Source organism: Nitrosomonas oligotropha, assembly GCF_900106555.1.
Taxonomy (GTDB): Bacteria; Pseudomonadota; Gammaproteobacteria; order Burkholderiales; family Nitrosomonadaceae; genus Nitrosomonas; species Nitrosomonas oligotropha_A.
On the sequence record NZ_FNOE01000004.1, the window covers coordinates 109,110 to 122,478 of the forward strand.

Sequence of the window (13,369 nt, forward strand, 5' to 3'; positions counted from 1 at the left end):
GGCACTATCATTAAAACGACATCGTTCACCTGCCATGACTCCACACGATAAGCCGGCCAATTCCAGAGTAACGGTGCGCCCAGTCATGTCTTATCGTGACATGAGTAAGTTTATCGAAGTGCCTTGGCATGTTTACGCGAACGATCCGATGTGGGTGCCGCCGCTGCGGCTGGAACGGCGTTTTCATTTTTCCCGTTTCAATCCCTATTTCAAGCACGGCGAATGGCAAGCCTGGGTCGCCTTTCAAAACGGCCAGCCGGTTGGGCGCATCAGCGCGCAAATCGATTCTTTGCATCAGGAACGTTACGGTGCCGACAGTGGACACTTCGGCCTGCTGGAATGTATCGACGATGCGGAAGTATTCGCTGCGCTGCTGCTGCACGCGGAAGCCTGGCTCGCTTCCCGGGAAATTCGCCGGGTCAGCGGCCCGTTTAATCTGTCGATCAACCAGGAATGCGGCATTCTGGTTGATGGATTCGATACGCCGCCGGTGGTCATGATGCCGCATTCGCCGCGCTGGTATAGCCGCTTACTCGAAGCACAGGGATATCTTCCGCAAAAGGATTTATTGGCTTACAAAGTCAAAGTCGATTTTGAAATACCGCACGTCATGCAAACGGTGATTAACCGGTTCTCGCCGCAAATCAAGTTGCGCACATTGCAACGCGATCGATTCGATCAGGAAATGGAGACGCTGCGCGACATCTTTAACGATGCCTGGTCGGAAAACTGGGGGTTTATCCCGTTCACGCAGGAAGAATTTGCCGAACTGGGTAGCAGCTTGCGTCTGTTATTACCAGATGACTATATTCAAATCGCCGAGGTTAACGGAGAACCAGCAGCATTCATGGTCGCACTGCCCAACCTCAACGAAGTGTTGATCGAACTCAACGGCAGCTTGTTTCCATTCGGCTGGCTGAAACTAATTAATAAAGTCCGCAACCACCAGATCCGCACTGGGCGCATTCCACTGATGGGGGTGCGAAAAAAATATCACCATACACCGATCGGTTTGGCACTGGCTTGCCTGGTCATCGATGCGCCCCGTCAAGTCGGCATGAAGCGAGGTGTCAAGGAAGTTGAAATGTCCTGGATATTGGAAGATAACATGGCAATGCGCGGCATCCTCGACCGCATTGGCAGCGAACAATACAAACGCTACCGTATTTATGGAAAAACACTATGAGCGCTGAATCCCGTCCGGCAACGCAGCAATTCGCCGCAGTGGTTCTAGCTGCTGACCGCACCAGCAAAGACCCCATTACGCAGCATACCGGCGCGGCCTGCAAGGCTTTCGCACCGGTGGACGGCGTACCGATGATTATTCGCGTTTTGGATACATTGAAGGCTTGCGATCTGATCTCCACCGTCATCTTGTGCGGGCCTCCCGAATCGCTGCACGATCGCTGCCCGGAATTAAAGCAGCGTATCGCTTCCGGACAAGTAATCTGGCTGCCGAATCTGGATTCCCCCAGTCGCAGCGCAGATCGCGGCCTCAACCACATACCACTCGATACACCGGTATTATTGACCACGGCCGATCATGCCTTACTCACACCCGGCATTGTGCGCAGTTTTTTACAGAATACCCTGACTACGCAGTGTGATGCCGCGGTAGGGGCTGTCAGCGGGCAGTCCATCGCCGATGCATTCCCCGGTTGCAAGCGCACCATTATCCGTTTGCGCGACGGTGGATTCCGCGGTTGCAATCTGTATGCATTCAACCCGCAAGGGCGCACACTGGTGGGGTTCTGGCAGCAAGCCGAAGATTTGCGTAAACGTCCGTGGCGGTTGATCGGACAAGTGTTGGGATTCAAAGCGGTATTGTTGTATGTCTTTGGACTGCTCACATCGCAACAGGCTTTAGCCGCGGTATCGGAAAAATCCGGAGTCAACATTCAGCTGGTTATGCTTGACGATCCCCGCGCCGGTATCGATGTCGACAAGGTTGAAGATTTAATGCTGGCGGAAGTGATCCTCAGCCGGAAAGCCGGTTCCGAATGCAGCACTAATCCATCTTGAGCAATCTTCACCTGTATACCCGATGATGTTCGCCTTTTATCAGTAAATAACTGATCAAACCGATGTATGAAATTAATTGAACGATATATCGCGCGCGAAATATCACTGCCTTTCACGGTAGTTATCCTCATTTTGGTCGGTCTGTTCGCCAGTTTCATCAGCGCCCGGCTATTGGCAGGCGCCGTAACGGAAACCTTGGGCGTTTCCGCGCTGCTTAAACTGGTCTTCTTAAAAACGCTGATCGCACTGGAAGTATTAATCCCCATCGCACTCTATATTTCGGTCATCATCGGTCTCGGCAGGCTCAGCAGAGATCAGGAACTCAACATTATCCGCACGATGGGCGTCAGCGGCACGCGCATTGTGCTCACTGTGTTGACGGTAGCGATACCGGTCGGCCTCATCAGCGGCATGCTGTCATCGTATGTGCGTCCGTGGGCCTATGCCGAGAGCTATATACTCGATGCGCAGGCGGAAGCGGAACTCAATACCAATCGTTTCCAGGCCGGGCGTTTCTATGGCAGTGAAAAAACCGGGCGGGTTGTGTATGTGCGCAGCAAAAACGATACTGACAAGGAAATGCAGAATATTTTTCACTACATCAAGAAAAAAGAAGGCAGTGAAATTGTCATTGCCAAGCAGGCCCGTCAGATTCAACCGTCTGCCAAGGAAGAAAGACCGCACATTCTGTTATCCGACGGCGTGGTGTACGAGCTAAGTAAAACAGCCAGCATCGACGATGTCATACAATTCGAAAAGATGACTTATTTCATCGACAGCGACTATGTGCTGAATTACCGGCGCAAAGCAGCCACCACCCGGACCTTATGGGAATCGGCTCAGCCGCGTGACATCGCGGAACTGCAATGGCGCCTTTCCCGTCCGCTCTCGGCGATTCTGATGGCTTTGATCGCGGTGACATTTATCCGCATTTCGCCGCGCCAGGATAAAACCGAGCGAACCTACCTCGCCGCCGCCCTGGTTTTCGCCGCTTATTACAATCTGAGCGGATTGGCCAGAACCTGGGTTGAACAAGGTGTGGTCGGCAGCATACCGGGCGTCTGGTGGCTGGATCTGCTGATGCTGACAGGACTCGGCATGTACGCATTGTTATCAAACAAAAAACGTCTCTTCGCACGCACGCAATGATTATTTATCGCTACATCGCCTACCAGGTCCTGATCGGCTTCGTGATGTCCACCGCCATTCTGCTGCCATTATTCAGTTTCTTTGACTTATTGGATCAACTGGATGACGTGGGTAGAGGAACTTACCACGCCAAGGACGCGTTCCTCTACACAGCCATGATATTACCGCGCCGGTTTATTCAGATCGCACCTTTTATTGCCTCTCTCGGCACGGTGGTTGCATTGGGAAAACTGGCAGTCAATTCGGAACTGATCGCGATGCGGATTGCTGGCATTTCCCCGTTGCATATCAGCTTCGCGCCGTTGAGCGTTGGTATTGCGCTACTGCTGATTGTCGCCATCCTGGAACAATTTGTCGCACCGCAACTGCAACAAAAAGCCATCACCAATCGCGCCATCGCGCTGGAACAAAGCGCGGAATTAGGCAAGAACCTGGGAATCTGGACGCGCAACGAGCATAACATTCTGCGCATCGGCATGATCGTGCATAACAAGCGCGCAGCCGATATCGAAATCCTGCATCTGAGCGCGGAAGATCTCCTGCTCACGCATACCATTGCTGAATACGCCGACATTGTGGAAGACCAAGTCTGGGAACTCAGCAATGCAGTAATCAGAACATTCCATGACGACGGACGGATCTCGGTGAGTCATGCCAGTTCGATCCGCTGGCCTTCCTTCGTCAATCCCGAGGATATTGCAACATTGACCAAGCCGCCGGAAAGCTTGTCACCGCTGGAATTGGTACGGCATGTGGAATTTCTGCGCAGCACCGGCCAGGAAGCCGATTCCTACGCCCTGGCGCTGTGGCGCAAAGCGGGCGGCGCGATCATGACGGTCGCCATGCTGTTACTATCGGTTCCGCTGGTATTCGGGTCGATCCGCTCCGGGCTGAGCAATAAGCTCATTCTTGCCGCGCTGATCGGTCTTGCGGTTTACTTGCTCGATCAAATTATTGCCAATGCCGGTCTGATCCTGCGCTTAAACCCGGCGCTGGTCGCACTGGCACCCGGATTGATGCTGATCGCCCTAGCCGCTCTCTGGTTACGCCGGACTTCTTAACAGCAGTGTATTAACTGCTGTTATTGTTACCGCAAAACATCTAAAATCGCATAGTTTGGCGTAACGTGTTGCACTTGAATAATCCTAATTCTCCATCACACATGTCGACTGCAACTTATATCTATTTTTTCGGTGAAAATGAAATAACCATCTGGGGATTGACCGGACGCGAGCGCTTGCGGCGCATGCTGCAAACGCATAAGGACATCATACTGACCGATGACGTTGAAAAAATTCCCGTTACCGCTACTGCTCTATTCCTGAATTCCAATTTTCTATTCGATGCCCGGGTGCTCGGCGCATTGCTCGGCATGGACAAGAAAATCGCCTTGTATAGCGATGAAGGCTGCCCCGCGGCAATCCGCACCGACGGCAATTATGCACCGCAACTGTTGCGCAATCTCAATAACAACAAGGACCAGAACTATAAATTTGCACTGCTGACGATCCCGCGCGTTGGATTAAAAGATCTGCAAATCGATTACCAGCAGAATCTGAAAAAGAAAGATCCGCCGTACATTCTGCCGGTCAGCGAAGCTAACCGTCCGTTATTGGAACAAGAACTGTTTTCCGGATCGTACAAAGGCGTCACCGATCTGGTCACCAAATGGGTCTGGCCTGTTCCGGCATTCTGGGTCACGCATTATTGCGTACGCCAAGGCTGGCAACCCAATCACGTCACGTATCTCAGTGTTGTATTCGCCGTGCTGGCGGGGCTTGCGTTCTGGGCCGGATTCTTCGGCATCGGATTATTGATGGGTTGGTTCATGACCTTTCTCGACACAGTGGACGGAAAACTGGCGCGCGTCACGGTCACATCCAGCCGCTTCGGCGATATCATGGATCACGGCTTGGATATCATCCACCCGCCGCTGTGGTATCTGGCTTGGGGGCTGGGCTTGGAAGGCACGGCAACGCCGTTGACCGGATTGAGCGTCCTAATGTTCTTGATGTTCCTGGGGTATATCGGCGGGCGTTTGTGCGAAGGCGCATTCCAGTACTGGCTGGCGCACTTTGATATGTTCATCTGGCGCAGAATGGATTCTTTTAACCGGCTGATCACAGCCCGGCGCAATCCGAATTTACTGCTACTCACGTGCGGATGGCTCAATGGCCACCCGGATACCGGGTTGCTGCTGGTGGTGCTGTGGCACGTGATCTCAACGGGAATTCTGCTCTGGCGCTTGGCCGATGGCTGGAAAACCAAGCAGAAGGAAGGATCGTTGCGATCCTGGTTGCAGGATATCGATCCGGCGCGTGATCGTGAACAATGGGCGGTGAAAATTTTCACGCGCGCCCCGATCGATCTTAGAAAACCGTTTCCGCTTTCGTAAGCACCACATTGCATAACAATACCTGATGACGTTGCAAGCACGGATTGACCGTCTGAGAAGCGGAACAGCCAAAACCGGTTGTTTGCTCAACCCCATGGGCGGTCAGGTACGTAAGCGCAAACCGGCGATCCGGCAAGCGTTGGACGACATACCCGGCATGCTGGTGTGCGAAGCCAATGATGCGATCACTTTCAAGAGCGCGGTTGATCAATTACTCCAAGCGGATATCGACTTACTGGTGATCGTAGCCGGTGACGGCACCACGCACGCTATCTTCGGCCATTTATTCGCAGCACGCGCCCCCGCTGACTGGCCGCTCATCACGATCATACCCGGCGGCACCACGAATATGACGCCGCTGGACTTGGGCGTGCGCGGCAAGCCCGAACAAATCATCCGGCGCTTGCACGCCTATTTGCGCAAACCCTCCGCTCCAAAACTGGCACAACGTGCGGTGTTGCGTATTGAACAGGCTGGCACGAATCCGATTTACGGTATGTTCTTTGCCGTCGGATTGGTCGCGCGCGGCGTAAAATTCTCGCGCAGCCCGGTGAAGCAAATTGGCATCACCGGCGGCATTTTCACCGCGATGATCATGTTGCGCTCGCTTTTCGGCATGCTCGCCAACATGATTCTGGGCCGCCAGCAAAGCGAATGGGCGCCGGTTAACATGACCCTGACGGAAGCCGGCGGACGAATTCACCAGGGTACTTATCTGTTCGCATTGGTCAGCGCGTTGGATTGCCTGTTATTGAACATCCGCCCGTATTGGGGGACAGAACCGGCACCGTTGCATGTGACATTGGTCGATCAGCAACATAAGCGCCTGTGGCGCTCGGTATGGCCGATATTGTCGGGTGACGGCGCGGTGCTACAGGAAAAAGACGGCTACTACAGCCACAATACCGGCTCCTTAACTGTGCACATGGACGACGAATATATTGTCGACGGTGAATTGTACCGGTCGGCCAATCCACAAACGCCAATCACCATCACCGCCACCGATCCCGTGACATTTCTCGTGCTATAGCTATAGGATATCGCCATGACCAACCCCTTACTCGAAGCCATTGTGCAACTGCCTGCCGAATTGATCGATGAAGTCGCGGAGGAAAGCAAAAAGGCTGTTTCCGCTGATTTCGTCCCTTTGGTAGATGCGCTCATCATGCGCTTTGGCGAATCGCTGGATGCCGTGATTCTGTATGGCTCCTGCTTGCACTCCGCCGTGAGCCTGGAAGAAGGCATCGTCGACCTGTATGTCGTCGTTGACAGCTATCATAAAGCGTATACGGAGCGCCATTTGGCCACCCTCAATGCCTGGCTGGCGCCGAATGTGTTTTATCTGGAAGTACCGCATCAGGAAAAAACATTGCGCGCCAAATACGCCGTCATTTCCACCGCCGATTTTGCGCACGGCGCGCAGTTCTGGTTTCATTCCTACATTTGGGCGCGTTTTGCGCAACCGTCACGGCTGCTATATACGCGCGACGATATGGTACGGCAACGTATTTATGCCGCATTGGCGCATTCCGTCATTACCTTTTTAAAATCCGGCGTGCCCGCGCTTGAAGCCGACACTTTGGATGTCGAAGAAATCTGGACCCGTTGCTTGATCCTCACCTACGCCGCTGAATTGCGCGCCGAAAACCAATCGCGCGCGCGTCATCTGGCACAAGCCAACCGAGATGCGTTTACCCGCCTGACAGCCGCCGCCAGTCCGCTTTTGACAGAAATCCTGGAAAAACAGGGAAACGGGCAATATCGCTGCCTGACCCGTCCAGTCAGTCAACGGCAAGCGTTGTGGCGCTGGCGGCTACGCCGCTGGCAGGGCAGAGTCCTATCGATTCTGCGCTTGGCCAAAGCTACGCTGACCTTCAGCAATAGCGTCGACTACGCCGCTTGGAAAATCGAGCGGCACACCGGTGTGCGCGTGGAAGTCACGCCGATGCTACGCCGCCACCCTATTTTGTGGGGCTTGAAAGTCGCCCGGCAATTATTGCGGCGCGGCGTATTACGCTGATGAACATCATTACCATTGTCGATTAACATTCACTTTCATTGGAGACACGCATGAATCATGTCATTCGTTTACTTAGCCTGCCGGTATTATTGATGCTGACGGCTTGCACCACGATGTATCTCGAAGGCCTGGAAAAGGTCGGCATTCCCAAACGCGACGTGATGGTCTATCGCGTTGAGAAAGCGCGCGACACGCAACAAGAAACCAAGGAACAATTCAAGTCCGCCCTGGAACAATTCACCGCCGCGACGAATTTCCAAGGCGGTGATTTGGAAGCCACCTATAAGAAACTGAACGATGCGTATGAAGCCAGCGCCGGTAAAGCAGAAGAAGTCAAAAGCCGCATCGCCGACATCGAAAGCGTCTCGGAAGCGCTATTCACCGAGTGGAAGCAGGAAATCACGCAGTACAGCAATGCATCGTTGCGGCAAAACAGCCAGAAAAAACTCGACGCCACCCAGGTGCATTACCGTCAGCTGATCGCCGCGATGAAACAGGCCGAAGCCAAGATTGAACCCATTCTCACCGTGTTTCACGACCAAGTCATGTACCTCAAGCACAATCTGAATGCACGCGCCATCGCTTCGCTCAAAGGCGAATTGGGCAACATCAAATCCGACGTGTCGGCGCTGGTTTCCTCCATGGAGAAATCGATTAACGAGGCCAATGCGTTCATCAGCACGATGGAGAACAAATGATGCCGGTCCTGCGCTAGAGAACTTTTCATGGCATTGAAACCAACGATTTATAAATTCAAAATCGCGCTGACCGACCTCAACCGCCAGTATTACGATACGCTCAATCTGACCATCGCCCAGCATCCGTCCGAAACGCTGGAACGGATGATGGCGCGCATGCTCGCGTTCTGCCTCAATGCGCAGGAATCGCTAACGTTCACCAAAGGACTCAGCAGCGCCGAAGAATCCGACCTCTGGGCGCACACCCCGGACGGCCGGATTGCGCTATGGATCGACGTCGGCGAACCCGCCCCCGAACGCATCAAAAAAGCCACCCGGATCGCGCAAACCGTCAAGGTGTATAGCTTCAATTCCAAATCGAACATCTGGTGGATGCAGGAACAAGCAAAATTCAAAGAACTGGCCGCAACCATTTTCCAGTTTCAATCGCCGGACATTCAGGCATTGGCCAAGTTGGTACAACGAACGATGGATATCTCTGTCACCATTAGCGAACAATCGGCTTATGTGGCGGCGGAAGGAGGGGAGTGTGAGGTGAACTGGACGGTGTTACAAGCTGCCGGTTGATCCGGCCAAACTGTATGTGGAGAACGCTGAGTCTAATGCGGTAAGGTCTCGAGATATGTTTTAAGTGCCAGCGCATGGCTATGTTCCGTATCCTTCGCACCGTAAACCAGTGTAATCGGACCACGGCGCAGATGATCGACGAGTTGTCCGACCGCTGCCGGATTCTGATCCAATTCCTGACAGTAACGCTCCCTGAATTCATCCCATTTCAACGGATCATGACTGAACCACTTACGTAGCGGTATGCTGGGCGCTATCTCCTTGAACCACCAATCGATCCGCGCTGCATCCTTGGAAACCCCGCGCGGCCATAGCCGATCCACCAAAATCCGAAATCCGTCATCCGGCCCGGGTGGTTCGTATGCTCGTTTTAGCAGAATCACCATTGGCTTGTTCAGTTCGCACAAACCGTCTCTTCAATTCTCCGGAAAATCGAGTTCGCCGAGAAACCGAACCAATCGGTCGATTCCTCGTGATGTGCGCCGATCACTTTGCCAGTAGCTTCTTTATCCGGGTACATCAGCATCGTGATCGAACGTGCTTTGTCCCGCGTGCAATCGAATTCGTACAGGGTTTTTACCGCATGATGCCCGCCTTTTTGCTTTTCTTCGTAGCTGGATAGCACCCAGACTTTTCTGAATTGACCGTCCTTCCGCACGGTGTCCGGATCGAAGTAATGCGCTTCACCGGGTTTCCCGGCAATATCCACGCCAGTCCATTTGGCTTGCGCGGGTAGCATAGTCAGCAGTAAAACGAGTACCAATACACATTTTTTCATGATTAATCGCTATAATTGGTTGGTGCAATTTAATTTTCTTTCCCCCAGAATCCCCACGCCGCAGGTCACTCCAACCGGGGTTTCTTCTTTGTTGCAGAAAGCAATAAATGCCGGTCATTTTGCCACTAAATAGTTTCCACTGTGGGTGTTTTCAACTATTCTTAGCATCCAGTCAGCCTCGTCATGGCAGCAATGAAAATTTATTTTGTGCGGATATTTTGCATCGTTTGACTGACTGCAAGAATTTCTTGTGTGCATTAAATCCGCCGGGTACTGGAAGTCTACCGCGTTATGAATAGCATTAATCTGGAGTTAAATATAATGGAAGAATTGAATCAAGCCTGGGTCATGTTGAAGCTTGGCGGGATCATTATCGTACCGCTGGCTTTGCTGGCGATTGTCGCGCTGGCGATCATGTTTGAGAAAGCATTTATCTATTGGCGTTATGCGCGCCTTTCCAGCGATTTGCTAAACCTGGTGGAAACGTACGGCTTCAAATGGAACGATCTGGAAAAAATTCTTTCCGGGCTGGATAGCCGCCACTATTACAAGCGTTTCTTCGAAGTGGTGATTTCCAACCGGCACCAACCGGCTTGGTGGACGGAATCGCGCGCCGCCGATGAAGCGCAGATCATCGAGGAAGCGCTGGCGCGCCGCCTCTGGGCGCTGGAAACCATCGTCACCGCCGCGCCGCTGCTGGGATTGGTCGGTACCGTGGTGGGTATGATGCGCGCCTTCCAGGTGATCGGCAGCGAAGGCGTGGTGAATCCCACGGCGGTTACCGGCGGTGTGGCGGAAGCGCTGATTGCGACCGTGGTCGGTCTGGCGATTGCGCTGGTGGCGTTGTTCGGTTTCAATTATTTTTCCCGCTTGCAATCGCTGACGATGGATGAAATGGAACGCCTGGGTACGCGGCTGATCGATAACATCCGTCTGGATCAACAGGGCAATAGCGATGAAGCTCCGTAAATCGCGCGCGGTTCCGAAAGGCAGGATCGAGATCATCCCGATGATCGACGTGATGTTTTTCTTACTGGCGACATTCATGCTGGCTTCGTTATCGATGCAAAATCTGGATTCATTGCAGGTGGATTTGCCCGAAGGGCAGGCGGAAAAGCTCAGCGCGGAAAAACCGGTTACATTGACACTAACCAAGGACAGCAAAATCTATATTAATCAGACAGCCGTCACATTGGACACACTGGCCAATACGCTCAAACCGTTACTGGCGGATTCCAAGCAAAAATTGATCGTATCGGCGGATAACGATGCGCCGCAGGGCATGGTCGTGCAAGCCATGCTGCGCGCCCGCGCCGCCGGGGCTCAGCATTTTCTGATTGCAGTGAAACATAAATAACGTAAAAAAGCATGGCCAGCTCCCGATCGAGAGAAATTCGCCTATGGTGGCCGTTGCCGCTGGCTGCGCTCGTCTGGGTGCTGATTATCTGGGGCTTGGGATTTTTTCTGTCCATGCCGGAGGTGGAAATTGACACACCGCCGCCCATCGCCGCCAGCTTTATCGACCTGAGCGAAGACGAGAACGCCACCAGTTCGATGCCGGCCTCCGCGCCCAACCCGCCCCCGCCGGAACCGGAAAAACCCAAAATCGAAGAACCCAAGCCCGCGCCCAAATCGCCGCCGTTGCCTGCTCAGGCAAGGCCGCAAACCAAGCCCAAGGCAGCTGAAAAACCTGTAAAACCGAAAGCGCCCATTCCGGCGAAAGAAGTCGCAAAAACCAAAGCACCGCCGCAACCGCCCGCCGATGCGCCGTCGGATCTTTCCGAATATATCAATCAATCCAAAGCGCGCCGCCGCGCAGAAGGGCTTTTCGATACGCCGGATTCCGCTCCCGCCGCCGCTACCAAGCAGCTGTCCGCGGATGAAATCCGCATGGCCAATATCCGGCGCAATCTGCAAAACCCCGGCACCAGCGGCATATTCCAGATTATCCGCATCGGCCCGCGCACCGCCGAATTCTCATTTCGCGCCTGGACCACGGGGCAAACCAATCCGCGCCTGCAAACGGTTCACGTCGAAGCCGGGCCGGATGGTAATGTCGAGCTCGCCATTATCCGCCGCATGATTCAATTGATCCGCGAACATTACAAGGAAGATTTCAACTGGGAATCGCACCGCCTGCACCGTGTCGTCGTGTTATCAGCACGCGAGAAAGATACTGCAGGACTGGAAGAATTTCTGATGCGCGAATTCTTTATTAATCCTGTACGGTAAGCCTGCCGGACTTAAGAAACACTCCAATACGTCGTAACAATAAAATATGAGAAAGCTTCCACGATCTCTGTTTTTATTAACCCGGAATTAAACATTAAACTCAGATAGATAAATATTATTTACCTATCCGCCAGCCTTCTTAGAATGATAAGCAATAGTACAATCGAAGTGTCCGTTAATGACTTACAACTGGGAATGTTTGTCAGTGATCTTGATCGCCCTTGGCTTGAAACACCCTATCTGATTCAAGGCATCCTGATCCTGTCCCAGAATGACATTGACGAGCTTAAGCGCTATTGCATGCATGTTTACGTGGACATGGATAGAAGTAAGCCATTCATTGCGCAACAACACGCACCGCATGCCGCTGTCCCGCCGGATTCTTCTCTCCAGCAATCTCCAGGGCTGCACCGCCCCATGCCTCACGCCGATTCCCGCATTTCATCCGGCGCTGCGAGCTGGCACCGGCCACCTGCCTCAGCGCAAGAAACCGAATCGCTGGATGTGCTGCGGCGCGTTCAAACCTATGCGGATATTTGCACGGCGGAGCAAGAGATTCCTGCCGCCACAAAATCTTACAACATCGCGTCTGCCTTGTTCAACGATATCAATTTCAACCTTGAACACGACATTAAGATCGATATGCAGAAGGCTCATGAGGTTGTCGACACATTGTGTGAAAGCGTTATCCGTAATCCCGATGCAGCGATTTTGCTAGCGCAGCTTAAGACCACCGGGAAAGCGCTTTACGACAACGCCATCAAAACTTCGGTGCACTTACTGGCCTTCGGACGGCATCTCGGCCTTCCGCGCAAGGAATTGTCAATACTGGGTTTGGGCGGATTGCTGATGGATATCGGCAAATTACGTTTACCCAAAGCGTTTCAAGCCAAAAGAAACATGTCGCTCACCCCTGACGAGCGCAAACTGATGAAACGGCACATCGCCTATGGAGAAGAAATAGTTTCTCAGCTCAGTAACGCGCCGGAAGAAGTCATTAAAATTATTCTTCAGCACCATGAACGCGAGAACGGCAATGGCTACCCTTTCGGTTTGTACGCCAATCAATTGCATGCTTATTCGCGCATGGCGGCTATCGTCGATTGCTATGAAGAGATCATCTGGGGAGAGTCCGGCATGCCGGGCATGAAACCATTCCAGGCGCTGAAGGAACTCAAGGAAAATGCGCATAACGGTCTCAATTATACTTTGGTGGAACAATTTGCCCAGTGCGTCGGCATGTTCCCGGTAGGCAGCTTGGTTGAGCTCAATACGGGCGAGATCGCCATCGTGCTCACACATAATCGCACACAACGCTTTCTTCCTTGCATCATGATCATTTGCGATGCCGGAAAGAAACCCTACAGCACCCCGTTGACCCTGGACTTAAGAACCGCTGGCGCAAGCCCAAGCGGTATCCAGTATGCCATCGTCAATGATTTACCCCAGGGCGCTTACGGAATCGATCCTCAAAAATATTACTTATAAGCCGCCGCACTTACTGGCAC

General features: G+C 53.0%; 15 protein-coding genes. 13 read left to right on the forward strand and 2 right to left on the reverse strand.

Translation table 11 applies throughout. The features are described from left to right. Positions 1-34 precede the first annotated feature (34 nt). The 9 genes from BLU57_RS03970 (at position 35) to BLU57_RS04005 (ending at position 8,851) form a co-directional block, all read left to right on the forward strand. On the forward strand, positions 35-1,186 hold the full coding sequence (locus BLU57_RS03970; RefSeq protein ID WP_090316519.1) for an N-acetyltransferase: 1,152 nt from the start codon (positions 35-37) through the stop codon (positions 1,184-1,186). Further along, a complete protein-coding gene (locus BLU57_RS03975) occupies positions 1,183-2,022 on the forward strand; it encodes a nucleotidyltransferase family protein (RefSeq protein WP_090316522.1) in 840 nt (279 codons plus the stop codon). The genes BLU57_RS03970 and BLU57_RS03975 overlap by 4 nt, the downstream gene beginning before the upstream one ends. 66 nt (positions 2,023-2,088) lie before the next feature. Then, positions 2,089-3,171, forward strand: a complete 1,083-nt coding sequence (gene lptF / locus BLU57_RS03980) for an LPS export ABC transporter permease LptF (RefSeq protein WP_090316525.1) — start codon at positions 2,089-2,091, stop codon at positions 3,169-3,171. Further along, positions 3,168-4,232 (forward strand): LPS export ABC transporter permease LptG, encoded by a 1,065-nt coding sequence (gene lptG / locus BLU57_RS03985; RefSeq protein ID WP_090316531.1) that lies wholly within the window; start codon positions 3,168-3,170, stop codon positions 4,230-4,232. Before lptF ends, lptG begins: the two co-directional genes overlap by 4 nt. A 101-nt stretch (positions 4,233-4,333) precedes the next feature. After that, positions 4,334-5,566 carry a CDP-alcohol phosphatidyltransferase family protein gene (locus BLU57_RS03990; protein WP_090316535.1) on the forward strand — a complete coding sequence of 411 codons (1,233 nt, stop codon included), beginning with the start codon at positions 4,334-4,336 and terminating at the stop codon, positions 5,564-5,566. Positions 5,567-5,591: 25 nt separating this feature from the next. Continuing rightward, a complete protein-coding gene (locus BLU57_RS16415; RefSeq protein WP_256206097.1) occupies positions 5,592-6,596 on the forward strand; it encodes a diacylglycerol kinase family protein in 1,005 nt (334 codons plus the stop codon). 15 nt (positions 6,597-6,611) lie between these two features. Beyond that, positions 6,612-7,586 carry a hypothetical protein gene (locus tag BLU57_RS16420; RefSeq protein WP_256206096.1) on the forward strand — a complete coding sequence of 325 codons (975 nt, stop codon included), beginning with the start codon at positions 6,612-6,614 and terminating at the stop codon, positions 7,584-7,586. A gap of 50 nt (positions 7,587-7,636) precedes the next feature. Then, complete coding sequence (locus tag BLU57_RS04000; RefSeq protein ID WP_090316537.1) at positions 7,637-8,284, forward strand: DUF2959 domain-containing protein; 648 nt, start codon at positions 7,637-7,639, stop codon at positions 8,282-8,284. Positions 8,285-8,311: 27 nt separating this feature from the next. Next, positions 8,312-8,851 (forward strand): YaeQ family protein, encoded by a 540-nt coding sequence (locus BLU57_RS04005; RefSeq protein ID WP_090316540.1) that lies wholly within the window; start codon positions 8,312-8,314, stop codon positions 8,849-8,851. Positions 8,852-8,883: 32 nt separating this feature from the next. On the opposite strand, the gene BLU57_RS04010 is transcribed toward BLU57_RS04005, so the two are convergent. Further along, positions 8,884-9,258 carry a DUF488 domain-containing protein gene (locus BLU57_RS04010; RefSeq protein ID WP_371113137.1) on the reverse strand — a complete coding sequence of 125 codons (375 nt, stop codon included), beginning with the start codon at positions 9,256-9,258 and terminating at the stop codon, positions 8,884-8,886. Then, positions 9,246-9,629, reverse strand: a complete 384-nt coding sequence (locus BLU57_RS04015) for a surface-adhesin E family protein (RefSeq protein ID WP_090316546.1) — start codon at positions 9,627-9,629, stop codon at positions 9,246-9,248. Before BLU57_RS04015 ends, BLU57_RS04010 begins: the two co-directional genes overlap by 13 nt. Positions 9,630-9,950: 321 nt before the next feature. Here BLU57_RS04015 and BLU57_RS04020 point away from each other — a divergent pair, with 321 nt between their 5' ends. The 4 genes from BLU57_RS04020 to BLU57_RS04035 all read left to right on the forward strand — a co-directional run bounded on the left by BLU57_RS04020 (position 9,951) and on the right by BLU57_RS04035 (position 13,349). Further along, positions 9,951-10,598, forward strand: a complete 648-nt coding sequence (locus BLU57_RS04020; RefSeq protein ID WP_090316549.1) for a MotA/TolQ/ExbB proton channel family protein — start codon at positions 9,951-9,953, stop codon at positions 10,596-10,598. Next, positions 10,585-10,986 (forward strand): ExbD/TolR family protein, encoded by a 402-nt coding sequence (locus BLU57_RS04025; protein ID WP_090316552.1) that lies wholly within the window; start codon positions 10,585-10,587, stop codon positions 10,984-10,986. The genes BLU57_RS04020 and BLU57_RS04025 overlap by 14 nt, the downstream gene beginning before the upstream one ends. 11 nt (positions 10,987-10,997) lie before the next feature. Next, complete coding sequence (locus BLU57_RS04030; RefSeq protein WP_090316554.1) at positions 10,998-11,861, forward strand: hypothetical protein; 864 nt, start codon at positions 10,998-11,000, stop codon at positions 11,859-11,861. A 144-nt stretch (positions 11,862-12,005) separates the two neighbouring features. Further along, positions 12,006-13,349 carry a cyclic di-GMP phosphodiesterase gene (locus BLU57_RS04035; protein ID WP_090316557.1) on the forward strand — a complete coding sequence of 448 codons (1,344 nt, stop codon included), beginning with the start codon at positions 12,006-12,008 and terminating at the stop codon, positions 13,347-13,349. Positions 13,350-13,369 lie beyond the last annotated feature (20 nt).

Excerpts from the sequence above, each read along its gene's own strand:
- BLU57_RS03970 (WP_090316519.1), top strand. The coding sequence starts at position 35 with ATGACTCCACACGATAAGCCGGCCAATTCCAGAGTAACGGTGCGCCCA.
- BLU57_RS03975 (WP_090316522.1), top strand. The coding sequence starts at position 1,183 with ATGAGCGCTGAATCCCGTCCGGCAACGCAGCAATTCGCCGCAGTGGTT.
- lptF (WP_090316525.1), top strand. The coding sequence starts at position 2,089 with ATGAAATTAATTGAACGATATATCGCGCGCGAAATATCACTGCCTTTC.
- lptG (WP_090316531.1), top strand. The coding sequence starts at position 3,168 with ATGATTATTTATCGCTACATCGCCTACCAGGTCCTGATCGGCTTCGTG.
- BLU57_RS03990 (WP_090316535.1), top strand. The coding sequence starts at position 4,334 with ATGTCGACTGCAACTTATATCTATTTTTTCGGTGAAAATGAAATAACC.
- BLU57_RS16415 (WP_256206097.1), top strand. The coding sequence starts at position 5,592 with ATGACGTTGCAAGCACGGATTGACCGTCTGAGAAGCGGAACAGCCAAA.
- BLU57_RS16420 (WP_256206096.1), top strand. The coding sequence starts at position 6,612 with ATGACCAACCCCTTACTCGAAGCCATTGTGCAACTGCCTGCCGAATTG.
- BLU57_RS04000 (WP_090316537.1), top strand. The coding sequence starts at position 7,637 with ATGAATCATGTCATTCGTTTACTTAGCCTGCCGGTATTATTGATGCTG.
- BLU57_RS04005 (WP_090316540.1), top strand. The coding sequence starts at position 8,312 with ATGGCATTGAAACCAACGATTTATAAATTCAAAATCGCGCTGACCGAC.
- BLU57_RS04015 (WP_090316546.1), bottom strand. The coding sequence starts at position 9,629 with ATGAAAAAATGTGTATTGGTACTCGTTTTACTGCTGACTATGCTACCC.
- BLU57_RS04020 (WP_090316549.1), top strand. The coding sequence starts at position 9,951 with ATGGAAGAATTGAATCAAGCCTGGGTCATGTTGAAGCTTGGCGGGATC.
- BLU57_RS04025 (WP_090316552.1), top strand. The coding sequence starts at position 10,585 with ATGAAGCTCCGTAAATCGCGCGCGGTTCCGAAAGGCAGGATCGAGATC.
- BLU57_RS04030 (WP_090316554.1), top strand. The coding sequence starts at position 10,998 with ATGGCCAGCTCCCGATCGAGAGAAATTCGCCTATGGTGGCCGTTGCCG.
- BLU57_RS04035 (WP_090316557.1), top strand. The coding sequence starts at position 12,006 with ATGATAAGCAATAGTACAATCGAAGTGTCCGTTAATGACTTACAACTG.